The 23,648-nt window shown below is 32.3% G+C and carries 24 protein-coding genes; 19 read left to right on the top strand and 5 right to left on the bottom strand.

Features of this window, described 5'->3' with window-relative positions:
* Positions 1 to 385: 385 nt before the first annotated feature.
* The 3 genes from HM985_RS09715 (at position 386) to HM985_RS09705 (ending at position 2,379) form a co-directional block, all read left to right on the top strand.
* The gene (locus tag HM985_RS09715; RefSeq protein ID WP_179376065.1) at positions 386 to 1,150 is read left to right on the top strand and encodes an NYN domain-containing protein; all 765 of its coding nucleotides are present in this window, start codon (positions 386 to 388) and stop codon (positions 1,148 to 1,150) included.
* A 179-nt stretch (positions 1,151 to 1,329) separates the two neighbouring features.
* Positions 1,330 to 1,467, top strand: coding sequence for a hypothetical protein (locus tag HM985_RS09710; protein WP_179376064.1), 138 nt, complete (start codon positions 1,330 to 1,332; stop codon positions 1,465 to 1,467).
* A gap of 99 nt (positions 1,468 to 1,566) precedes the next feature.
* Positions 1,567 to 2,379 (top strand): T9SS type A sorting domain-containing protein, encoded by an 813-nt coding sequence (locus HM985_RS09705; protein ID WP_179376063.1) that lies wholly within the window; start codon positions 1,567 to 1,569, stop codon positions 2,377 to 2,379.
* A gap of 155 nt (positions 2,380 to 2,534) precedes the next feature.
* On the opposite strand, the gene HM985_RS09700 is transcribed toward HM985_RS09705, so the two are convergent.
* The 3 genes from HM985_RS09700 to HM985_RS09690 form a co-directional block, all read right to left on the bottom strand.
* Entirely contained in the window at positions 2,535 to 2,885 is a 351-nt protein-coding gene (locus tag HM985_RS09700) for a hypothetical protein (protein ID WP_179376062.1), read from the bottom strand.
* Positions 2,886 to 3,258: 373 nt separating this feature from the next.
* On the bottom strand, positions 3,259 to 3,990 hold the full coding sequence (locus HM985_RS09695) for a hypothetical protein (RefSeq protein ID WP_317167133.1): 732 nt from the start codon (positions 3,988 to 3,990) through the stop codon (positions 3,259 to 3,261).
* Between the two features lie 75 nt (positions 3,991 to 4,065).
* Positions 4,066 to 4,668, bottom strand: coding sequence for an acyl carrier protein phosphodiesterase (locus HM985_RS09690; RefSeq protein WP_179376061.1), 603 nt, complete (start codon positions 4,666 to 4,668; stop codon positions 4,066 to 4,068).
* A gap of 78 nt (positions 4,669 to 4,746) precedes the next feature.
* On the opposite strand from HM985_RS09690, the gene glmM reads away from it, so the two are divergent.
* Both glmM and HM985_RS09680 read left to right on the top strand, forming a co-directional pair.
* On the top strand, positions 4,747 to 6,135 hold the full coding sequence (gene glmM, locus HM985_RS09685; protein ID WP_179376060.1) for a phosphoglucosamine mutase: 1,389 nt from the start codon (positions 4,747 to 4,749) through the stop codon (positions 6,133 to 6,135).
* 74 nt (positions 6,136 to 6,209) lie between these two features.
* Positions 6,210 to 7,712 (top strand): aminotransferase class V-fold PLP-dependent enzyme, encoded by a 1,503-nt coding sequence (locus HM985_RS09680; RefSeq protein WP_179376059.1) that lies wholly within the window; start codon positions 6,210 to 6,212, stop codon positions 7,710 to 7,712.
* A 238-nt stretch (positions 7,713 to 7,950) separates the two neighbouring features.
* On the opposite strand, the gene HM985_RS09675 is transcribed toward HM985_RS09680, so the two are convergent.
* Entirely contained in the window at positions 7,951 to 8,841 is an 891-nt protein-coding gene (locus HM985_RS09675) for a lysophospholipid acyltransferase family protein (protein ID WP_179376058.1), read from the bottom strand.
* Between the two features lie 60 nt (positions 8,842 to 8,901).
* On the opposite strand from HM985_RS09675, the gene HM985_RS09670 reads away from it, so the two are divergent.
* Both HM985_RS09670 and HM985_RS09665 read left to right on the top strand, forming a co-directional pair.
* A complete protein-coding gene (locus HM985_RS09670) occupies positions 8,902 to 9,555 on the top strand; it encodes a rhomboid family intramembrane serine protease (protein WP_179317601.1) in 654 nt (217 codons plus the stop codon).
* Positions 9,556 to 9,660: 105 nt separating this feature from the next.
* Positions 9,661 to 11,469 carry a hypothetical protein gene (locus HM985_RS09665; RefSeq protein ID WP_179376057.1) on the top strand — a complete coding sequence of 603 codons (1,809 nt, stop codon included), beginning with the start codon at positions 9,661 to 9,663 and terminating at the stop codon, positions 11,467 to 11,469.
* A 79-nt stretch (positions 11,470 to 11,548) separates the two neighbouring features.
* Here HM985_RS09665 and HM985_RS09660 read toward each other — a convergent pair whose 3' ends face one another.
* The gene (locus HM985_RS09660; protein WP_179376056.1) at positions 11,549 to 12,682 is read right to left on the bottom strand and encodes a TlpA disulfide reductase family protein; all 1,134 of its coding nucleotides are present in this window, start codon (positions 12,680 to 12,682) and stop codon (positions 11,549 to 11,551) included.
* 150 nt (positions 12,683 to 12,832) lie between these two features.
* Here HM985_RS09660 and mnmE point away from each other — a divergent pair, with 150 nt between their 5' ends.
* The 12 genes from mnmE (at position 12,833) to HM985_RS09600 (ending at position 23,646) form a co-directional block, all read left to right on the top strand.
* Positions 12,833 to 14,239 (top strand): tRNA uridine-5-carboxymethylaminomethyl(34) synthesis GTPase MnmE, encoded by a 1,407-nt coding sequence (gene mnmE, locus HM985_RS09655; protein ID WP_179376055.1) that lies wholly within the window; start codon positions 12,833 to 12,835, stop codon positions 14,237 to 14,239.
* Positions 14,240 to 14,369: 130 nt separating this feature from the next.
* Positions 14,370 to 14,822, top strand: a complete 453-nt coding sequence (locus HM985_RS09650; protein ID WP_246284990.1) for a helix-turn-helix domain-containing protein — start codon at positions 14,370 to 14,372, stop codon at positions 14,820 to 14,822.
* A gap of 7 nt (positions 14,823 to 14,829) precedes the next feature.
* Positions 14,830 to 15,924: a site-specific integrase gene (locus HM985_RS09645; RefSeq protein WP_179376054.1), complete on the top strand. Its 1,095-nt coding sequence runs from the start codon at positions 14,830 to 14,832 to the stop codon at positions 15,922 to 15,924.
* Positions 15,924 to 16,871, top strand: a complete 948-nt coding sequence (locus HM985_RS09640; RefSeq protein ID WP_179376053.1) for a DUF6617 family protein — start codon at positions 15,924 to 15,926, stop codon at positions 16,869 to 16,871. The genes HM985_RS09645 and HM985_RS09640 overlap by 1 nt, the downstream gene beginning before the upstream one ends.
* A gap of 156 nt (positions 16,872 to 17,027) precedes the next feature.
* On the top strand, positions 17,028 to 17,330 hold the full coding sequence (locus HM985_RS09635; protein WP_027879783.1) for a helix-turn-helix domain-containing protein: 303 nt from the start codon (positions 17,028 to 17,030) through the stop codon (positions 17,328 to 17,330).
* Complete coding sequence (locus tag HM985_RS09630; RefSeq protein WP_092447182.1) at positions 17,327 to 17,623, top strand: helix-turn-helix domain-containing protein; 297 nt, start codon at positions 17,327 to 17,329, stop codon at positions 17,621 to 17,623. Before HM985_RS09635 ends, HM985_RS09630 begins: the two co-directional genes overlap by 4 nt.
* On the top strand, positions 17,610 to 18,518 hold the full coding sequence (locus HM985_RS09625; RefSeq protein ID WP_179336112.1) for a BT4734/BF3469 family protein: 909 nt from the start codon (positions 17,610 to 17,612) through the stop codon (positions 18,516 to 18,518). Before HM985_RS09630 ends, HM985_RS09625 begins: the two co-directional genes overlap by 14 nt.
* Positions 18,515 to 20,266, top strand: coding sequence for a DUF3987 domain-containing protein (locus HM985_RS09620; RefSeq protein ID WP_179314328.1), 1,752 nt, complete (start codon positions 18,515 to 18,517; stop codon positions 20,264 to 20,266). Before HM985_RS09625 ends, HM985_RS09620 begins: the two co-directional genes overlap by 4 nt.
* A 154-nt stretch (positions 20,267 to 20,420) precedes the next feature.
* Entirely contained in the window at positions 20,421 to 20,714 is a 294-nt protein-coding gene (locus HM985_RS09615) for a helix-turn-helix domain-containing protein (RefSeq protein ID WP_179314327.1), read from the top strand.
* Positions 20,715 to 20,720: 6 nt separating this feature from the next.
* A complete protein-coding gene (locus tag HM985_RS09610; RefSeq protein ID WP_179314326.1) occupies positions 20,721 to 21,044 on the top strand; it encodes a hypothetical protein in 324 nt (107 codons plus the stop codon).
* A 31-nt stretch (positions 21,045 to 21,075) separates the two neighbouring features.
* Positions 21,076 to 23,187: a Piwi domain-containing protein gene (locus HM985_RS09605; protein WP_179314325.1), complete on the top strand. Its 2,112-nt coding sequence runs from the start codon at positions 21,076 to 21,078 to the stop codon at positions 23,185 to 23,187.
* A 126-nt stretch (positions 23,188 to 23,313) separates the two neighbouring features.
* The gene (locus HM985_RS09600) at positions 23,314 to 23,646 is read left to right on the top strand and encodes a hypothetical protein (RefSeq protein WP_226696410.1); all 333 of its coding nucleotides are present in this window, start codon (positions 23,314 to 23,316) and stop codon (positions 23,644 to 23,646) included.
* Positions 23,647 to 23,648 lie beyond the last annotated feature (2 nt).

The raw sequence follows: 23,648 nt of genomic DNA, 5'->3' as shown, positions 1-23,648 counted from the left end.
CAAACATCTGGTTAAACAATAAGTCTTTAATAAGAGCAGTTCTGGTAAAAGAGGTGTAATTATATTGGCTTATATTTTTTTTATTCAAAAAGTACCTACAAATAAAACCTAAAATTAGAGCATTTTTAAAAAGGAGCTCCCTCGGGTATACGTCGGGTGTACGTCGGGTGTACGTCGGGTAAGCCTCGGGTCAGTAAAAGATTTTAAAATATTATGTTTAAATCTTATGTCAGAAAAATAAAACAGAAACAATGAATCTTTAAATATACAATGTAAAAAATAAGATAATCTAAATCTTTATGAGTTAAAATGAAAAGCAAAAGGATTGGTTTTATTATAGTAAAGCACTTATCTTTAAATACAATTAAAATACAAACCAACATTTATGGATTTAAAACTAGCCGTGCTTATAGACGGAGATAACATACCATCAGCTTACGTAAAGGAAATGATGGAAGAAATTGCAAAATATGGAAACCCAACCATTAAACGCATTTATGGAGACTGGACCAAGCCTCATTTATCAAAATGGAAAAATGTCCTATTAGAAAACGCTATTACACCCATTCAGCAATACGGTTACACAACAGGAAAGAATGCAACCGATTCTGCCATGATTATAGATGCTATGGACATCCTGTATTCCGAAAAAGTAGATGGTTTTTGTCTAGTCTCTAGCGATAGTGACTTTACGCGTCTAGCTACCCGCTTGCGTGAAGCAGGAATGGCAGTTTATGGCATCGGTGAAAAGAAAACTCCTAGTCCCTTTATTGTGGCTTGCGATAAATTTATCTATATCGAGATTCTTAAAAACCAACGTGAAGAACGACCATCAGAATCAAGCACAGCACCAACATCACCCAAAAGTGATTACGATACTATTACCCAAAAAGAAATTAACTTTATTGCCACCACTATAGATGATGTAGCTGATGATGATGGTTGGGCATTTTTAGGTGATGTTGGTAGTTTATTACAGAAAAAACAACCGAACTTCGATTCGCGTAACTATGGCTTTCAGAAACTAACCCCTTTAATTAACTCTATTACGGCTTTCGAAATAGAACGTCGCGAAGATTCTAGAGGACGTTCAAAATTAATCTATGTAAAGCTTAATGAAGAAAAACCAAAGCGTAATAAGAATAAGTAATTAGAAGAATTGTAACAATCCTATACGAAGACCATAATTTAAAATTGGTAATATAAACTGTATAGAATAGTCTGCTTCAAACAAATAATTAAGTTTAACTAAAAGAGACTTAAAACAGGACGCATATATCCAAATAAAAACAACACTATATAAAAACAACACTATATAAAAACAACACTATGGAAAAATTACTGAGAATTATAGGAGCCGCATGGGGAGCTAAAAAAATAGGTGGTGGCAAGTGTGGTTGTGTAGGTACTTTTGTGGTCTTTATAATATTGTACTGGCTATTGGGCTATGTTTTTAAGGTCTTTTAAATTTTACAATTCGTTTTCTATTTGTTAAAAAAAATAATAACATACAAGTTTCTGTTTTTATTAGTCTAAATTGGGAGCTAACATTAAAACGAATTATATATGAAGAAAATTACTTTAGCAGCAGCCTTATTATTAGCTATAGGCGCACAAGCCCAAACCTTTCCAGCTCCATACTGCGAGATCGCAGATGAAGAAGATGTGCTTATAGAGGAAATCACAACGGTGAGCTTTGCAGATGCTAGCATCGTAAATACAGATGTTAGTGCTGTTTTGATAAATGCCACGTCTAGTGTGGCTAGCGTATCTCCTGGAGAAATATACACTATTGAAGTAGGGGGAAATACAGAAGGAGAATTTGAAACTGATATTGTCGCTTTTATAGATTGGAACCAGAATGATATTTTAGACGATGATGGTGAGGTTTACGCCGTAGGAACTCTATTTAATACCGATGGTACCGATGGTATATCTGTCTCTTTAGATATTACAGTGCCAACAGATGCTGTTTTAGGTGAAACGCGTATTAGAATTACTAAAACATATAGGGATGACGTCTCTACGGCGGTGACTGATCCGTGTGGTATAAAATTTAATCCCTTCGGATTTGGTTCACAATCAGGCTACGGTCAAGCATTAGATTTTACATTAAACTTAGCGACATTAAGTACTGAGACTTTTGAGCGTAATGCTTTAGCGGTTTATCCTAACCCAACAAAAGATGTTTTAAACATCGATTACAGATCTAATTTAACAGGTGTAACAGTTTACAATGTTGTTGGGCAAGAAGTTCTACGTAGAAATATAGAAGCTTCTCAATTGCAATTAGATTTATCGGAGTTCACTTCAGGGGTTTATATCGTAAAATTATTATCTGAAGAAGGACAACACAGTTTTAGAGTGGTAAAGGAGTAAGAGTAGGTTAGAAACCTAAAAAAGTATAAAGCGCAAATGATAAATACTAGGTTTTAGTTCATTTAGATTTACAAAAAGCACTAAATTTTTATAAAAAAACCTTAAGCTATACTTATAGCTTAAGGTTTTTTAATGTTTATATATGTAACTCTAAATTATTTAAGGAATGTAAGCTCGCCTGCATCTATTGCATTTTCGTAATCAGCTTTTACAGCATTTAAAAAACCAAAGAATTTAGAACCGTCTTTTTTCTTTAAAGTTATAGATGTAGATCCGTTGTCTGTTGTACTTATTTTATGTATAATTACCGCTTCATTATCTACGGATTTATAGCGTGTTACCACACCTCTTTTTATTAAGATATTTCCCTTCGGAAAATCAATGTATTTAAAGCTTTCTGTAGCTGGTGTTTTTACCGTTAATACATCACCAACTTTTGGATTATTATTGGCTGAAACTGTTAGAAAGAGCCCGAAGCATAAAATTGTAAAAAGTAGTTTTTTCATAATTAATTGTGTTTAAATTGTTGTTATTATCAAAAATACTAAGTTTTTTTGTGTTAACTTAATGCTTTTAGTAATTCTTAACATTTGTTATAATCGTCTATTTGTTATTGTGTTAGGCTATAAAAAGCTGAAATTTTTAAAGAGAATTAGAACGTTGATTAGTACTGATCAATGGGTATGAAATTTATCATTTTAGCTTACTTTAATACGCCTTCTTATTAGCCTTAATATTAAGGTGATATTGAGGGCGTTTTATAGAATGTGGAAATGGTTAAATAGATTGCTCAAGATTGATGCCTTTGGGTTTGTTTGTAATAAGCCTCGAAATAACGATTTTATAATAAGGCTTACAAAGCTTAGGAGAATGCTTACCTTATAATTTTACACCCGTAACATCTGTTATTTCAATACCTAATACAAGTAATTTATGAAAGGTTGGAAGCTGTGCACCACTTTCGGTAGTGATCCAGTTATCCCAAGTCGCTTCTAAGCCTTTAATAGGCAATATATCTACCCACATTTGGAAGCTTTTTGGTTTATGGTTATCATCTAAATGCCATAAATATGAATCACCTGGTGTAGATCCACCAGAAGTATAAGTGACTAAAAGGGCTTCTTTATTATTTTTGGTAGTAACTATTCTGCGTTCTACACCAGCATCTAGCACTTTATAAGGAGCTACTAACCAAAAGGAATCGTTATTAAAATATCCTTCTGCTTTATGAATGTAATCGTGTTTCTCAACGCCGTTATACTCTTGCTCTGCGACAAATACTTTAGAGTTGTCATGGTGCTTTAGGTCTAAAATCACAGTGATTTGATCCCAGCTAACTTCGCAGCTATTATCTGATTTGTACCATTTGTAATGATGTCTATCACTAAATGTCCATTCTAAATAATCTGTATTTGTATAAGAAGCTTCATCTAAAGCCGTTAACATTTGAGCTGCTAATTGATCTGCTTTAATTCCTTGTTGTCCTGAGGGTAAGGCTTCATTATATTTAAAATATACAAAACTATATAGTAGAAGGGTAGGTAGTGTGATAAAGACAATGATACCACTTATTATTTTGAATGCTTTTTTTATGTTGAATGCTCTAGCCACAATTGTATTGATTTAATTTAAAGTGTAAAGGTAATTAACAAAAGAGCTTTAATAAAAACAATAATTATATAATTTCTAAAGGTTAAATTGTTGCTGTATATCTTTACGCTTCAAAGTGCTAAATACCATTAAGTCTTCAAAAAACATGGTGAAATCTTTTTCAAAATCTTCATAGAAATCTTTGAGTTCTTTAGTTGCTTCATTCATTCTAGAACGGCCTTCAGTTCTTTTATTCATTCCATTTAATACTTTTTGAATGCCTTCAATAGTCGCATAACTAAGTAGCCAATTATCTTCGATCATAATTGGAGTTAAGGCTTGAAATCTTGGAGGTAAATTGTCAAGGTTTTCAAGGAGGTCTTTATAGAAATTAGATATATAAAGTTCTAAAGGAACGTCAGAGTACGTTTTCCAGTTTTTAGCTAAAAAATGATCGAAAAATATATCGACAATCACACCACTGTAATGCCCATAACCTCTATGTAGTCTTTTTGTACACTGTCTAAAAAGAGGATGTGCATCTGTAAAAGTATCAATATGCCGATGCAACATAATACCCGCTTGAATTTCTTTAGGGTAGGTTTTGTATTTATTACCTCTCACACCATCAGCAGCAAAGTTTCCAATAGTGATAAGTTTGTGGTCTCCTGAGAGGTATATATGGGCTAGAAAGTTCATCTTTCGAAATTACAAATTCATAATAACAAAATCGTTAAAAAGGGGATATCTCTTTATATTTGTAAAAAAATATTCTTTATGACATTGATAAAATCTATTTCAGGAATTCGTGGAACTATTGGAGGTTCTGTTGATGATAATTTAACTCCAATTGATGCGGTTAAATTTGCAGCAGCTTATGGAACGTGGTTAAAGCAGCAGCGTAGTAAAGACAATTATATTGTGGTTGTTGGTCGTGATGCTCGTATTTCTGGAGAAATGATTCAGAACTTGGTAATGAATACCTTAGTAGGTTTAGGAATTCACGTTATTGATTTAGGCTTATCTACAACGCCTACTGTTGAAATTGCTGTGCCTATGGAACATGCAGATGGAGGAATTATTTTAACAGCAAGTCATAATCCAAAACAATGGAATGCCTTAAAGCTTTTAAATGCTAAAGGTGAATTTTTAAACGGAGCTGAAGGGCAAAAGATTTTAGAAATAGCAGATTCTAATAACATGAATTTTGCTGAGGTCGATGACTTAGGGAAAATTACGGTGAATGAAGCTTACATTGATTTACATATTGATGAGGTTTTAAAATTACCATTAGTAAATAAAAAAGCTATTGAAGCTGCTAACTTTAAAGTGGTTGTTGATGGCGTAAATTCTACGGGAGGAATTGCTATTCCTTTGTTATTAGAACGTTTAGGTGTAGAGCCTGTTAAATTATATTGTGACCCAACTGGCCATTTTCCTCATAATCCAGAACCTTTAAAAGAACATTTAGGCGATTTAGCAAAAGCAGTTGTAAAAGAACATGCTGATTTTGGTATTGTTGTAGACCCTGATGTAGATCGTTTGGCTTTTATGGATGAAACAGGTGAAATGTTTGGTGAAGAATACACTTTAGTTGCTTGTGCAGATTACGTTTTAAGTAAAAACCCAGGAAATACAGTAAGTAACATGAGTTCTACAAGAGCGTTGAGAGATGTTACAGAAAAGTATGGAGGAACTTACGAAGCTAGTGCTGTAGGCGAAGTAAATGTTGTAACATTAATGAAGAAAAATAATGTTGTGATTGGTGGTGAAGGTAACGGCGGTATTATTTATCCAGAATCACATTACGGACGAGATGCTTTAGTTGGTGTGGCTCTATTTTTAAGCTTATTAGCAGAAAGACAGATAAAAGTAAGTGAGTTACGTGCTTCTTATCCTAACTACTATATGAGTAAAAAGAAAATTCAATTAACACCAGAGTTAGATGTCGATGGAATTTTAAGTACTATGGAAGCTAATTATAGTCATGAAAAACTGACGACTATTGATGGTGTAAAAATTGATTTTTCAGACAGTTGGGTACACTTACGTAAGAGTAATACAGAACCTATAATAAGAATATATACAGAAGCGCCAAGCCAAGAAGCTGCAGATACTTTAGCTGATCGTTTTATTGCAGAAATTAAAACGATTGCTAATATCTAGCCTTGAGATATTAGATTAAAGCTAGAGTAATAAAAAAAATTAAGATCGGTCTTAATTGGTAAAGTGATAGAAGGATGATTTTAGAAACAAACACAAACAAAGTAACTGAATTAGAAACTTATTTTAGTCAGTTTAGACAACATATTATAGGTCAAAATCAAATGTTTGAATCGCCTTTTGGTGAACAAAAAATCATTTATACCGATTGGACAGCTTCTGGTCGTTTATACCGACCTATTGAAGAAAAGTTATGTAACGATTTTGGACCCTTTGTGGCCAATACACATACCGAAACTACAGTGTCTGGTACAGCAATGACAAAAGCCTACCATAAAGCGAAGCATATTATTAAAGATCACGTTAATGCTAATGAGGATGATATTTTAATTTGCTCAGGAAATGGTATGACTGGAGTGATTAATAAGTTTCAAAGAATATTAGGATTAAAAATTCCTGAGAATTTAAAAAACTTTACAACGATTCCAGATGAAATGAGACCTGTCGTTTTTATTTCGCATATGGAACACCACTCTAATCAAACCACATGGTTAGAAACTGTAGCTAAAGTTGAAGTGGTTCCGCCAGATGAAGATGGTTTATTTTGTTTGAAGAATTTAGAAGTATTATTACATCAATATAAAGATTGTATCATTAAAATAGCTTCTGTTGTTGGGGCATCTAATGTTACAGGAATTCAAGTTCCTCATCATGATGTGGCAAAACTGATGCATCAACATGGAGGTGTCTGTTTTGTAGATTTTGCTTGTTCTGCACCTTATGTTGCTATGGATATGCACCCTGAAGATGAAGCAGCACAACTAGATGCTATTTTCTTTTCACCTCATAAATTTTTAGGAGGACCAGGAACTTCAGGTGTTTTAGTATTTAATAAAAAACTATATAAAAATATGGTTCCCGATTGTCCAGGAGGTGGAACTGTAAGTTGGACGAATCCTTGGGGAGAACACAGATATATCGATAATATTGAAGACCGTGAAGATGGTGGTACACCAGGATTTCTTCAAACTATAAAAACAGCACTTTCTATTCGTTTAAAAGAACAAATGGGAGTCGATAATATCTTAAAGCGCGAGCATGAGTTGGTCGCTATTATTTTTGATAAGTTAGATGGTATTTCTAATATCAATATTCTTGCTGGTCAACATAAAGATCGCCTAGGTGTAATTTCTTTTTACATCGATGGCTTACACTTCAATCTAGCTGTAAAAATATTGAATGACAGATTTGGTATTCAAACACGTGGTGGTTGTAGTTGTGCTGGTACTTATGGTCATTTTTTACTTCATGTAGATCAGCAAATGTCGCATGAGTTAACTAATGAGATTTCTATTGGAGATTTAGTACGCAAGCCAGGTTGGATTCGTATGTCTATTCATCCAACAACTACAAATTCTGAAATTGAATATGTTTGCAATAGTATTGCAGACTTAGCTAAAAATCATATTGATTGGGCTAAGGATTATGATTATTCTAAATGCAATAATGAATTTATTCACAAGTCTATAGCTAATGTAGATTGTAAAGCGACTAATGTAGATGCTTGGTTTGAGTTGTAAGAACTAAGCTTTTTACTTTGATATTTTTTGAGAAAAATACTTTCACAAAGATTCTTAGAGTTTACACAAAGAAGTACGGAGAAAAAAAATAAGAAGTAAAGTTTGATTTTTTATTTTAAAATGAAAAACTAATTTACAGAAACCCGAGACTGCTGCAGAAAACCTAGTTTAAATACTAAAATAGTCTTTGCCTCTTATAAGTAGAATTACGCTTAGATTCTTTTTGTAAAGGGATTAATTAAAGGAATTTAGTAGGTACTTTATCTCTGTGTTTCCATCGTTTATGAGTCCAAAGGTAATATTGAGGTGCTTCAAGAATTTCTTTTTCTACTAATTTGAAAAATAGATCGGTAATTTCGTAATCCTTAAATTCTTTTGGGTGTTCTGTAATTGTTTTAAAAGTTGTTTCGTAATAACCGCGTTTAATACGTTTTACACTAAAAAATACAACAGCCATATCCAATCTTTTTGCTAATATTTCAGCACCTACGTACATGGGGACTTTTATACCCATAAACTCATTCCAATGAAAGGCTTTGGTTGCTTTTGGAGATTGGTCAGATACAAATCCGTTAATTGTTAATTCACCTTTTTTCTTACTATCATAAAGAACTTTATAGGTCTCTTTTGTAGTAATAAGATCTGAGTTATATTTTGCTCTAATGCGTTTTACTAATTTATCAAAATGCTTATTGGCTAAACGTTTATAAACAGCATAACCTTTATGTTTTACGTGTTTTTGTAAAATGAAAATCCATTCCCAGCTTCCATAATGTGCACACATTAAAATGATGCTGCGTTGTTTTGCTTCTAAATCACTAATAAGTTCTACGTTGGTAAATTTGAAGCGTTTATTCATTTGCGCTTCTGTAATTGTTAATGATTTTATAGCTTCGACCATCATATCACAAAAGTGGTGGTAAAACTGACTCGTTATTTTAGAGACTTCTTTTTCTGATTTATCAGGGAAAACCAATCTTAGATTTTCTTTTACAGTAGACTTACGGTAGCTTATAACTCTGTAAATTAAAAAGTAAATAACATCAGAAAGCCCATAGAGTAATCTAAAAGGTAATATAGAAACTAGCCAAAGAATTGGGTAGATTATGATGTAAGCAATAAGTTGCATTAAACTATGTTAGTGTTAAGGCGCAAATATATTATATTTGATTTATAAGATTTAGAATTTATGTATAATTTAAGTATCGTAACAATAGTAATCATTGTTGCAAACGCTCTTTTTTCCTATAAAGGATTTGGTGATCGTATGTTTTTTGAACGCTATAAATTTAATGTTGGGAGCATAAAACGCGGTGAGCAAATAAGAATGATTAGCTCTGGATTCTTACATGCAGATATTACACATTTATTGTTTAATATGTTTACACTTTACATGTTTGCAGATGCTGTAATTATGCAATTAGGTTCTGTTAAATTTGTTATTATTTATATGGCGAGTTTAATATTTGGAAACTTACTTTCGCTTTATTTTCATAAAGATGAAGATTGGTATAGTGCAATAGGAGCTAGTGGAGCTGTTACCGGAATTTTATATGCCGCTATTTTACTTCAGCCACAAATGAGTTTATATATGATGTTTATACCAATCCCTATTCCAGGTTATATTTTTGGTATTGGTTACTTGCTTTATTCAATATATGGAATGAAAAATAGAATTGGTAATATAGGGCATGATGCTCACTTTGGTGGTGCTATTGGTGGTTATGTGGTGACATTAATAATGATGCCAAGCCTATTTGAAACCGATTTATTACATGTTGGTATTTTGGCAATCCCTATCATTATTCTTTTTGTACTCTATAAAACAGGGAAACTTAATTAAGTGTTAGCTTATTAAATAAAGGTTGAGGTTGTATGACAATTGTCATGTTTTTTAGAAAGTGATGAGTCTATATTCGTAGCTTATCTAATTTTAAAAATAAAAAAGATGGCTTCATCTCACCCAACACATAATTTTCATATCCCAGTTATGGGATTAGCTTATACTATAGATAGCCCAATTAGAGTGGCTCAATATGGTATTTCGTCTGTAATATCTATTATAGATGACGAGCTTGTAGAAAAAATGAATGCTTTTTATAGTAAGAAATTCAACTTACCATATAAAGAAATAACAAAAAAGGCACACGACTATCGTGCAGAACGTATTACGTCCTATTTAAACTTAGCGGATACCATTGTAAAAGACAAATTCTCAAAGTTTAAAGCTGAATTATCGGAAAGTAAATTGGCTTTAGAAAACTTTATTTCAACCTTACCGCATAAGTCAGACTTTAAAGAAGGGCTTTCTAACTTATTACAAGAAGGAGCAGCGTTTAAGGACCACATTAAAGCTTATTTAGAAACACATTTGAAAGCAGGGGATATTGATGTTAACATCATGACCAAAGTTGATAAAGATAATTTTGAAAAAGGGGAACAACTTCCAACCGCGTTTAATGATGCTCATGCTTCACTTAGAGGATTTGCTAATAGTAACCTAAGTTCTTCTGTAGTACTTTCTGCAGGAATGAATCCACGACTGTACAGTTATTTTGAGAACTTTAAAGACTTCTTTCCTGATGGAAATGGACAATTAAAAAAGAAAATCATTTTAAAAGTTAGTGATTATCGTTCTGCAACGATTCAAGGAAAATTTTTAGCAAAAAAAGGACTTTGGGTTTCAGAATATAGAATAGAATCGGGATTAAACTGTGGCGGACATGCTTTTGCTACCGAAGGTTTTTTATTAGGTCCTATTTTAGAGGAATTTAAAACTAAAAAATCAGAATTAATAAACGATACTTATGAAGTTTATGTAAAAGGCTTAAGTCAAAAAGAATTGGTAATACCAGAGCAACCTTTAGAGTTGAAAATTACTGTTCAAGGAGGAGTTGGTACTGCTGATGAGCAATCTTTTTTACTTGATAATTATAATGTAGATTCTGTAGGTTGGGGAACACCGTTTTTATTAGTGCCAGAAGCAACCTCTGTAGATAAAGTAACACGAGATTTATTAGCAAACGCTAAAGAAAAAGATTTGTATTTAAGCGGAATATCACCTTTAGGAGTTCCTTTTAATACTATTAAAGGCACATCTAATGAATTTCATAAACAAAAACGTATTGATAATGATAAAGCAGGAAGTTCTTGTCCTAAAAAATTATTGGCTCTAAGTAAAGAGTTTGGAGCCGAAGGGATTTGTACAGCTTCTAAGAAATATCAGGATATTAAATTGGAAGCATTAGAATCTGAAAAAGCAGATTTATCTTCAAAAGCTTATGCTAATGCAAAAGCTAAAATAACCGAGAAAGCTTGTCTTTGTGTAGGTTTAGCAAATGCCTCTTATTTAGAAAATGAGATTAGCATAAAAGGGCAGGAGCAAGGCGTTGTTATATGCCCTGGTCCTAATTTAGCTTATTTTGATAAGGAAGTCTCTTTGTTTGAAATGATGAAGCATATTAATGGAAATGCATCTGTACTTTCTAATGTTAAGCGTCCTAATATGTTTGTTAAAGAATTAAAGATGTATATCGATTATTTAAAAAATGAAATAGAGACTATGTCTGAAGATCTTTCTGCTAAACAAATAAAAAAATGGAATGCTTTTAAAAGCCATTTATTCGATGGTATTGCATACTATCAAGATGTGTTTGTAGCATCAATTACTTCAGAATATAAAACTATTCAAGAAGAACTTCAGATAAATAAAGAAGAATTGATAGCTGTTAAAATTCCCGAATTAGAATTGGCTTAACTTTTCTATTTAGAATTTTATTAACTTATTGATATAAAAAAAAAGCCTTTAAATTTTCTTTAAAGGCTTTTTTTGATGTTTATTTTAAAAGTTCTTGCACTTTTAATTCCAATGCTCTTCCTCTAAGGTTTTTAGCTGCAATTTTACCATCTTTATCTAAGATAAAAGTGGCCGGTATAGCTGTAACATTGTAAAGTTCTACAATAGGATCTTTAAAATATTGTAAGTTAGAAACGTGTGTCCAAGTTAGTTTATCCTTTTTAATTGCGTTTAGCCAAGCGTTTTTAGGATCTTTTTGATTGCGTGTTCCATCTAAAGACACCCCAATAATTTCTAAGCCTTGATCATGGTATTTGTTGTAGATTCTAACCACATTAGGATTTTCACGACGACAAGGACCACACCAAGCTGCCCAGAAATCTATGATGGTCACTTTACCTTTTACATCATTAAGACTAACCATTTTACCATCAGGATTTGGAGCTTCAAAATTTGGTGCTACTTTACCTATTTCAATTTGAGCTGTTTTTAAGTAATCAGCCAATGATTTCTCGAGATTTATTTTAATAGCATTACCTTTTGTAGAAGATTTTATATCAGAATCTAAGTTATTAAAAGCTTTAAGATAAGCTTCAATGTCTGCATTATTTTTAGAAATTTCTTGTTCCATTAAATTTAAACTATAATAACTATCTCTATGCGTATCGATAAAATTAATTGGTGCTTCTTGTTGTTTCTTTTCAGCTATTTTGTGAAGTTTAGATATAGAATCTCTTATTTTTCTATTTCTTAATTGCATTTTTAAGCGCTTAGTTTCTTTAACTAATTCTAATATATTATCTCTATAAATTTTATAGTCTGCATGAGATTCAGAACCAATAATTGTAGATTGTTTAATATCAGATTTGTTAATGTTTATATCAATCTGATTGTTTTCTAACATAAAATCTAACTCACCATTTACAGAGTTTATCGCTATTAATGAAAGTGTAGGATTTAGTACATTACCTGTAAAAGTAAATTTTTCATTAACAACAATAGCTGTATCAATCACTCTAGCTCTTCCGTTTTGTTGTTTTACTTTTAAATAGGCACGTACTCCATTGTAGATATCTTTGGCAGTTCCGTTAATAATAAAATCGGTTCGCTTTGGTTCTGATTTACAACCTAAAAAAAGTAAGCTGATCATTGCAATTGTAACGAGTCTTTTCATAATAGATAGCTATTTTATAATTTTAATATATTACAAATATAAAAACAAAGCTTAGATAGCAAACCTCTAAATCATAACTCTCAAAGTTGGTGAGGATAATATTTAAACAATCGTATAAATTACAATACTTTTGCATCAAAGAATTAAAACATGCATAATGATACTATTGTAGCTTTAGCAACGCCATCTGGAAGTGGTGCTATTGCGGTTATACGCTTGTCTGGACCAGATGCCATAGTTATTGCGTCTAATTATTTTAAATCGATTTCTAATAAGGATTTAAAGAAACAGGCAACACATACCATTCATTTAGGTCATATCATTGAAGATAACAGAACTATAGATGAAGTTTTAGTTTCTGTATTTAAAGATCCTAATTCTTATACGGGAGAAAATGTTATTGAAATATCTTGTCATGGATCATCTTATATTCAACAAGAAATTATTCAGTTATTTTTAAGAAAGGGCTGTAGAATGGCGTCTGCAGGTGAGTTTACATTGCGTGCTTTTCTAAATGGCAAGTTAGATTTAAGTCAGGCAGAAGCAGTTGCCGATTTAATTTCTAGTGATAATGAAGCATCTCATCAAATAGCCATGCAGCAGATGCGTGGTGGTTTTTCGTCTGAAATCGCAAAATTACGTGAAGAGCTAATGAACTTTGCATCGCTAATAGAATTAGAGTTAGATTTTGCAGAAGAAGATGTTGAGTTTGCAAACCGAACCCAATTTAAACAATTGATAGAGCGTATCAATTTTGTGTTGAAACGTTTAATAGATTCTTTTGCCGTTGGAAATGTAATTAAAAACGGGATCCCCGTTGCAATTGTAGGTGAGCCAAATGTTGGGAAATCAACGTTGTTAAATGCTTTGTTAAATGAAGATAGAGCCATCGTTTCTGAAATTGCAGGAACCACTAGAGATACAATTGAAGATGAAATTTCAATAGGAGGTATTGGGTTCCGATTTATAGATACTGCTGGTATCCGTGAAACTGAAGATGTTGTAGAGAGCATTGGAATTAAGAAAACTTTCGAAAAAATAGAGCAAGCACAAGTTGTGATGTTTTTAATAGGAAGTCCACAATTAGCGGCTGGAGGTAAAGCTATTGATAACTTTTTAATTGAAATCGAAAAAGTAAAAAACAAGTTTCCTCAAAAACAGTTGTTGGTTATTCTGAATAAAATAGATCAGATTACAGATTCTGAATTAGCAACGATTACTACAGCTTTAGAGTCAAAGGCTTCAAATGTGATTCCTATTTCTGCTAAAACAGGATTTGGAGTGGAGCAACTAACAAACAAATTACTCAATTTAATTAATACAGGAGCTTTAAGAAATAACGAAACTATTGTAACAAATTCTCGTCATTATGATGCGTTGTTAAAAGCTTTTGAAGAAGTTCAGAAAGTTCAATATGGCTTAGAAACCGATTTATCAGGTGATTTATTGGCAATTGATATTCGTCAGGCTTTATACCACTTTGGTGAGATTACAGGTGAGATTACTAATGATGATTTGTTAGGTAATATTTTTGCTAATTTCTGTATCGGGAAGTAACTTACTTTCTTTTATTTGTTAATCCCTTGTTATTGTTGACTTTATAGTATTTTATCTTCTTTTGTTTGTTGTTTATTTGCTCTTTTTTGATTAAATTTGTTGTATATCTGTTGCCTAAAATATAGAATTGTTGCCCATTTCTGTTGGCGAAGATATTGGCGAAATGATGCACCATAACGCACCACGTTGCACCATTACGCTACATAAAGCACCATTTATGAGCAGTAATTTATTCATTCCTAAAACTTGTAAGCATTGCGGTAATGCGTTTACAGCACGCACAACAGTTACTAAATACTGTGGTGATACTTGTGCAAAAAGAGCCTATAAGGCACGCAAACGAAAAGAAAAAATTCAAGCTACTCTTACTGAAGATATGCAACAACAAAAAGAAATTGTTGAGGTTCATAATCCTAATGCAGTAAATAACAAGGATTTTTTAAGTGTTACAGAAGCCTCACAACTTATTGGAGTAAGTAGATGGACCATTCAAAGAATGATACAACAAGGACGTTTAAAAGCAGTTCCTTTTGGTAGAAAGCGTATTGTGGCCAGATGGCAAATAGAAAACCTTTTTAATTAATTACATTATGAAAGTAACATTAAGACAACGCAAGAAGAACGACAAAATAAGCCTGTATTTAGATTACTATCATAAAGGCAAACGTAAAACAGAATACTTACGCTTATACCTTACGCCTAATCCTAAAACCAAAACTGAAAGAGAGGTAAATAAGAAAACCAAACAATTGGCTGAAACTATATGTGCACAGCGACAAATAGAAATTCAAAATGGTATTTATGGCTTTCAAGATATTGAAAAGCTAAAAGGCAGTTTTATTACTTATATCACAGCTTTAGCAGAAAAGAAAAATACAAGCTCTGGCAATTATGGTAATTGGAATAGTATGCTAAAACATTTAAAAAAGTTTTGTCCAACAGATGTTAGTTTTCAAGATATAGACAAATCATTTGTTGAGCGTTTCAAAGAGTATTTAGATAAAGATGCAATAGGTAGAGCAGGTAAGCAACTGTCTCAAAATTCTAAATATTCGTATTATGGTAAATTTTCAGCTGCATTAAAACAGGCGGTCAAAGATGGCATATTAAAAGTAAATCCTGCAAATGGTGTAGAGTATTTTAAACAAGGTGAACCTCAACGAGAATTTTTAACGCTTGATGAATTACAAAAGGCAGTTAATACAGAATGTGAACTACCTATTTTAAAAAATGCTTTTATTTTTTCAGCTTTAACCGGATTACGTTGGTCAGATATTGAAAAACTAATATGGTCAGAAATCCAGCACTCAAAAGAAATGGGATATTATATCCGATTTAGACAAAAGAAAACTAAAGGTGTCGAAACCTTACCAATATCAGACCAAGCAAGAAATCTATTAGGAGAAAAAGATAATCCAGACGATAAAGTATTTGATGGCTTACATTATAGTGCCTGGTCTAATTTAAAATTACAACAATGGATGATGAAAGCAGGTATTACTAAAACTATTACGTTTCATTGTGCGCGTCATACCTACGCTACCTTGCAATTAACTTTGGGTACAGATATTTATACAGTATCAAAATTATTAGGTCATAAAGAGTTACGCACTACACAGATATATGCCAAAGTAATTGATGATAAAAAGAAAGAAGCTGCTAACCGTATTCAACTGGATTTATAATGAAAGGAAGTGTATTTTCAAGATTAGTTTCAATAACCAATGGCTTACATAGGGATAATAGACAGGAAAAAGATTTTAAATACTTACTGTCTGATTTTAAATTGAATCCAAAAGCTAATAACGCAGTTTTTAAAGTAAACTTTAAAAAGCCTTTAAATGCGAAAAAAGAATACTGCCAAAAGCTAATATTTAATGAAACAGAAAATACAGTAGCATCATTTGTAAAAGAATTTCCTAAAAATGCAACTACACCAGAAAATAAATACAGCTATACTATTCTACTTAATAAATTTGATAAGTACTTAAATGACATTTCAACTTATATCAATAAAAGAGGAATAACAGCAGATTTCAACAATGATGACAATTATATCATAAACTACTTAAAAGTATCTGTAATAAGGTTGTATGCTGAACTACAAGAGCAATACGGTCAGTTTTCCGTAAACACAAAATTCTCAATTGCTGAAATTGGAGAAAAATACTTTAATGATGAAACTTTTGATATTAGCCTAATAGAAAAGAGCACTACTAAAAAAGTTGCTACCAAAAAAACATCAATATCTAAAGCAAAACCAAAGACCTCTTTTGGATATAAAAGCAACGACACTTCAACTTTGCTAACTGTGCTCAAACAAATAAATCTAAAAATAGATTTGTTAGATAACCGTACAACTGTTGAACAGTTGCACGAACTCTTATTAGCAAAAGATTTTACCAATACAGAATCGCAAATTTATCTTCAATGCGAGACCACACAATTTAGTTATCTTGTAACGAAACTAAAGCCATTTTTTAATGGTTTTAATCCTACATCAATAGAACGTTCTGAAAAATTTGTTACTAAAACAGATACACCACTAAAGGCGAATAATCTTCACAAAAACAAAGTTCATAATCCTAAAGAAAAGGAAGAAATAGATAAAATCATCCAACAACTGCAATAAAAAACAGTAAGAATAGTAAGAAATCTTACTGTTGTCTTACCCTTGTTTTACACTCTTACTAAAATCGGGAAGCCAATTTTCAACCTTTGTCCTGTTCTTGAAAACCAAGAATGACATTTGGCCAGATGTCCTCATTTATTTAAAACAAAATAAACGATGGACACAAATATCATCGAAAAGTTAGACCGCATTGAAAAACTCTTATTAGAGCAACAAACAATGCAAAAGCAAGTATTAAACTTTAATGAAACTTGCAAGTATTTAGAATTATCACAATCTCACTTGTATAAACTTACAAGTACGGGAACCATTCCACATTATAAACCGAATGGTAAAAAGATTTATTTCCAACGAGAAGAGTTAGACCATTGGTTACTGCGTAACCGTATGGACTCAAGAGACGAAATCGAACAGCAAGCTGCCGATTACCTAATTAAGAAAGGAGCGGTGAAGTTATGACTGAAATAATCGATTTACTCTTAACGCTCTCTCAAGAAATAAAGGACATTAAAGCACGTATCGAATTGTTACGACAATCGAGAGCAGAAGTATTAAAAGATACGTGGATAGACAATCAAGATGTATTACAGACCTTACATATAAGTAAGCGAACACTACAAACTTTAAGAACCAATGGCACTTTGCCTTACAGCAAAGTAAAAGGTAAATTTTACTATAGAGTTGCTGACATTGAGCAGTTGCTTCAAGACAACTACTACAACCATAATTTCAAGCGAGATGGAAATAAGTAGAGAAGCAATTTTAGACAAAACACATTATGGTTTAAAAATCTATGCCTATGTGTTGAGACAGTATTATCCTAATCAAACAGTCCTTTCTGTAAAAGGAAGGGACTGTGGGATAACTCGCAATCCATTTAATGGTGGTAAAGAAACCTTACGGATTCATATTGATGGTGTAATAGCAACACATCGAGATACAGAATTAGAAGCCTTTAAAGGTGATGTATTTGATTTTGCACAATACCATTTTAGAATAACCGATGAAGAAGATTTGTACCAGAAGATAAATCAAGAGTTACATCTAAATTTAGAAGTCAAGGAAAAAGACGAATTAGAATGGTTGAATGAACCAGACGATACCTGGTATGCCAACTGTAGCTTTTTTAAAGCGCCTGTTCGCAATGTGTTTCCCTCGGAAACCTTGCGATTGCATCAAGTGTTTGCATTAATCACAAGTGATAAATACAAAAGCATTACTGAAGAATTAAGAGCAATTACCAATGTAAAAGAAGCACGTAAATTCAAAGCGAATCGCTTTGATTACGTAACACTTTCAGGAACATTTGAAAAACGAAGCGATAACAACTTGATAAAGCATTCTAATTTATTAACCATTGATTTTGACCATTTAGAGAATCTACAAGAGTTAAGAACACAGCTCTTAAATGATGAATATTTTGAAACCGAAATGCTATTCATATCACCATCTGGTGATGGTTTAAAATGGATTATTAGAATAGATATTTCAGAAGTAACACATTCAGAATATTTCACAGCAGTTGCAAATTACATTAAACACAATTATAACATTGAGGTTGACCAGTCAGGTAAAGACGTTTCCAGAGCGTGTTTTTTACCATACGACCCAACAGCCTTTTTACATAAAAGACATCAAGCATTATGAGTAAAATATTTAATCCAAAAGATTGGTTAGAAGTTCCTAAAGAGCAACCTCAACCAAAAAGCAACACAGCAACAACCAATGTTGTTGCTGTTGCTGATAACGACATTGAACCCTACATTTCAGTAATCGAGCAATCAGGTACAGACATAACAGGAAGTTACGCTATTTGGAGAGATTTAGGCTTTGCATTAGCAGAAGAATACGGAGAAGCAGGAAGAGATTATTTCCACCGAATAAGTAAAAATTATGCAGGTTACGATGCTAAAGAGTGTGATGCACAATTCAATAAATGCTTAAACGCAAAAGGACACGGAATTACAATTGCTACCTTTTATCACTATGCACATCAGTCAGGTGTCAAACCGCCTAAACAACAGTACAACAACGAAGTTGCAACAAACGTTGCAACTGTTGTCGATACACCCAACCAAGCAATGCCTACAATACCAGAAACGGTATATGAGAATTTGCCACAGTTTTTACAACAAGTTGTAAACCCTGCTAATGGACAGGAAGAAAAGGACATTTTATTGTTAGGCGCATTAACAGCATTTAGTGCGTGTTTTCCTAAACTCTTCGGAATCTATGACCAACGTAAAGTATTCAGCAACTTATATTTATTTGTAACCGCACCTGCTTCTGCAGGAAAAGGAAGGCTTAACCAAATTAAAAATTTAGTAGAGCCTGTTCACAAATTAAAACGAGAACAAGCCAAAGTATTAAAGCAACAATTTCAATCAGAAAACGCTACTTACAATATGAACAAAGGCAAAGATGAAAACTTGGAAAAACCGAGTAAACCGCCAGAGCGAATGCTGTTCATTCCTGCTAACAATAGTGTAACAGGCGTATATCAATTAATTTCTGATAATAAAGGCAGAGGTTTAATTTTTGAAACCGAAGGCGATACGTTAGCACAAGCCTTTAAAAGCGATTATGGTAATTATTCCGATGGTTTTCGTAAAGCCTTTCATCACGAAACTATAAGCTATTATCGCAGAACAGATAGAGAATATGTAGATATTGAAAAACCGTGTTTATCAACAGTATTATCAGGTACACCTAAACAAGTGGCGACTCTAATACCCAACGCAGAAAATGGTTTGTTTAGTCGTTTTATGTTTTACTATATGAATATTAAACCAACTTGGAAAAACGTGTTTCAAAACAGCAATAAAGTAGGTTTAGATGATTACTATAACCAATTAGGTAGCGAGTTTTTAGAACTGTATAAAACGCTTAAAAATAACCCAGAGATTGAAATACGATTAACCACAAGCCAACAACAGCAATTCAATACGTTTTTTGAATCCTTACAAACCAAATACATCAACCTACAACCCGAAGAATACATTGCAACAATAAGGCGGTTAGGCTTAATTGCATTTAGAATAATGATGCTATTCACAGCATTCCGCATTATGGAAGATGGTGATGTAAACGCAACTAAAGAATGTGAGGATATAGATTTTGAAAACGCTATAACCATAATTTCAATTTTAGTGAAGCACAGTAGTAAAGTATTTAATGATTTACCAATAGAGCAGAGAGCAACAAAACGTTCAAATAGAAAAGAACGCTTTTTAGAAAGTTTGCCAAAGCAATTTAGCAGACAAGAGTATTTAGATTTATCCACAAAACAGAATATCCCACATAAAACCGCAGAAGGTTATATTACCAAATTTGTAGAAGCAGGATTAATTCACAGAGAAGCACACAATAACTATTCAAATCCTGCAAGGACGTAATTAAGGATATTAAGGATTTAGGGATATGGTTAAATGACTTCCTTAAATCCTTAATATCCTCACTATCTGTTAATAACTACTTATATCTTTTTCTTTTCCTTTAGTTTCCTTTACTTAAATTAGACAAAATTTGACAAGTCTAAATAATTCTATTATGGAGTTTGGGGAGTACATACGCTCATTGCGTGAAAAACGCAATTTGCTATTAAGGGAAATGGCTGCAAACCTAAATATGGACGTTGCCTATTTAAGCAAAATAGAACGAGGAAATCGGATGGCAAGACGTGAACAAGTAGTTGCATTCGCCAAAGCATTAAAAGAAGACGAAAACGAATTAATTAAGCTATGGATGTCCGAACAAATTGTACTAATGCTTAAAAATGAAAGAGAACGTACGGAAATCCTCAAAATAGCTAAAGAAAAAATTAGTAAGATTGATGAAAACTAAATAAATATGGCAACAGAAGAAATAAAAGCAATGCGTTTGGAAGCATTTTTAAATAGAGCATATAATTTGGATAAAAGAATTAAAAGACCTTCAAAAGGTGAATACTATTCACTTACCAGAGCAGAACAAAAAGGAGACCAACAAAAAGAACTTAAAATTATACAAGAAAGAATAGAACAAGCTATTGAAGTGTTTTTTAAACAAGATATTGACTATAAAACAGAAGAAAGTTTAAAAATTTTAGGCTCTCTAAACGCACAATCAAATAACAGTAATGATATTAATTTAGTTATTGAAAAAGGATTAAAAATAACAGAGCAATTCAAATAGATTTTATGTAAAACTGAAAATTACAATACCAATGCAAGAACACCTCAAAACCAACATACTTAATTTTAAATGGCCTAATAGTGCGCCTACAATATTTTTATCATTAGAGGATATTGAAGGCAGTCATCCCATTCATAAATCTAAATTTTCAAGACAGATTAAAGAGGTGTTTCCAGACACAGACCTATCTAATACAGACCAAATATTTACAACATTTATTACAGAAATACCCAATGCACCAAGCATTAAGCTGAATTTAGTAAATGGTAGAGAATTGAGAATATATAAACAATACCTTAAACACCAATTAAGAAGCTATTTTAAATCTAAAGACTATATAGTAGTAAAAAACTTTGTTGGCGATGTACAAGTGTGGATGCCTTCAAAAAAAGGGAATACAGCAGACTATAACCTCTACTATAAATTTTCATTTAAGATACAGTTTGCAAAACTCACAGACTTACCAGAGTTAATTGTATCATACGATGGTACTTCAAAAGTCCTTACAACGTCGGTTAAGGATATAGAGGATTCAGAGCTAATAAAGCGTTGTGTATATGGTCAAAAAACGTTCAATTACCAAATGGACCTCGATACAGAGGAAAAACAAGAATTTTACAATGCTATTCAGTTTGACCAAGCATACCCAATTTTTAATTTGTCATTAGCACGAGCATTAGATATACCTATTGAGGAACCTATAAGACCAATTAATAAATATCAAAAGTACGTAGCACTTATTAATAATTTTGCAACCAACTATCTGTTTAAAGAAGATTTTAAAGTCATATTTCCATTTAAAACTGATACGTTTATAGATGTGCCACTCAATCGTATCAACCATATCGACCCACAAGTAGGTTTATTGGAATTTGGTAAAGACCAATACGGTAACAAGAAAACCCATTTAGTGCCTAAAAAGGCAATGAATATCCTAAACCCTTACAGACGTCCAAACAATCAAAATATCAAGATATTTTTCATTTGCCATACTTCTCATAAAGATTCGGTATTGTCTTTCTATCAAAATTTAAAGGAAGGTGTAAATACAGAAAAGAATTATTATAAAGGATTAGAAGCCTATGTGAACATTAAAGCATCATCATCCAAAGAACACTTCATTGAATTTACCAACGAAAACGACCCAATACCAGAAATAGTTGAAAAGTTAGAGAGTTTAACCTTCGACCACGATAATGTGCTTTACGCAGCTTTTTATTTAAGTCCTTTCGATAAGTTCACACAAAATCCCGAAGACCGCGAAATCTATATTCAAATCAAAGAACTGTTTTTAAATGAAGGCATTGTTACACAAGTGGTAGATTATGAAAAAATGGTGGTCAATATCGAGAATCAATACAACTTCCAATTTTCATTGCAAAATATGGCGTTAGCTATTCACGCCAAATTAGGTGGCGCACCTTGGAAACTTGCAGTAACCGATAAAAAAGAATTAGTAATAGGTGTTGGTGCATTTACCAATCAAGGCGAAAACAGACGTTATATAGCAAGTGCCTTTAGTTTTCAAAACAATGGCTTATTTAGAAAGTTCGAATATTTTGACCAAAGCGAAACAGAACTATTGGCAGGAAGTATATGTAAAGCCATTAGAGATTTTACATCGGTTGCAGAAGCAGATAAAGTAGTCATTCACTTCTATAAGGAAATGAGTTACGAGGAACTAAAACCAATTATTAGAGGGATGCATACATTAGGGTTAAAAATTCCGCTCTACATTCTAAATATCAATAAAACAGAAGCAGAAGATATTATTGCTTACGACCTTAATTGGAACAAAAAGTTAATGCCTGTAAGTGGTACATACATACGTATTAGCGAAAATCATTTTTTGTTGTTTAATAATGCACGTTACCCTAATTCACAGCGGTATGCAGATACAGATGGTTATCCGTTCCCAATAAAAATTAAGGTAAGCAGTCCAGATGAAGATGCTTTTGAAGATGCAGATGTAGTGTTAGAATTATTAACACAAGTGTATCAGTTTAGCAGATTATATTGGAAATCGCTTCGACAACAAAATGTACCAATCACAATAAAATATCCAGAAATGGTAGCACAAATAGCACCACATTTTAATAATGGGGTTCCAGACGATGCTAAAGATGCTCTATGGTTTTTGTAATTTACCAATCAATTTATTTGCAACACCATTGCATTCAATAATTTGTATATTTGTATAAATTATATGAAAATATTTGTTTCCATATCAATGTCTATTTTATTCTTTTTTCAAGGGATAAGCATAGATATGGACTTTTGTGGTCCAATTAAAGAAATTTCAAATGTAATTACCCATTATCAAGACCATAAAGTTTATGGAGACTCTTTCTTTGAATATGTAGTTGAAGATTACATTGAGAGCGATGCTAAAAATGAAGAGCATCATCATAACCCAGATAAGGAGAATACACCAGTCCATTCCCATAATCAATGTTGTCACCCTTTGGTATTAATTATTGCGAACAATAATTTGGCTTTAACCAATCGATTAAAGTTTGAAGAGAAAAAACAATATAATTTACATAAAGTAAACTTCACTTCCAGATATTTGGAATCACTTTTCCAGCCACCTAAAGTATAATT

The sequence above is a fragment of the Winogradskyella wichelsiae genome (genome assembly GCF_013403925.1).
Taxonomy (GTDB): Bacteria; Bacteroidota; Bacteroidia; order Flavobacteriales; family Flavobacteriaceae; genus Winogradskyella; species Winogradskyella wichelsiae.
The sequence above is the reverse complement of the archived record's forward strand: the minus strand, read 5'-3'. Positions and strand labels throughout refer to the sequence as shown.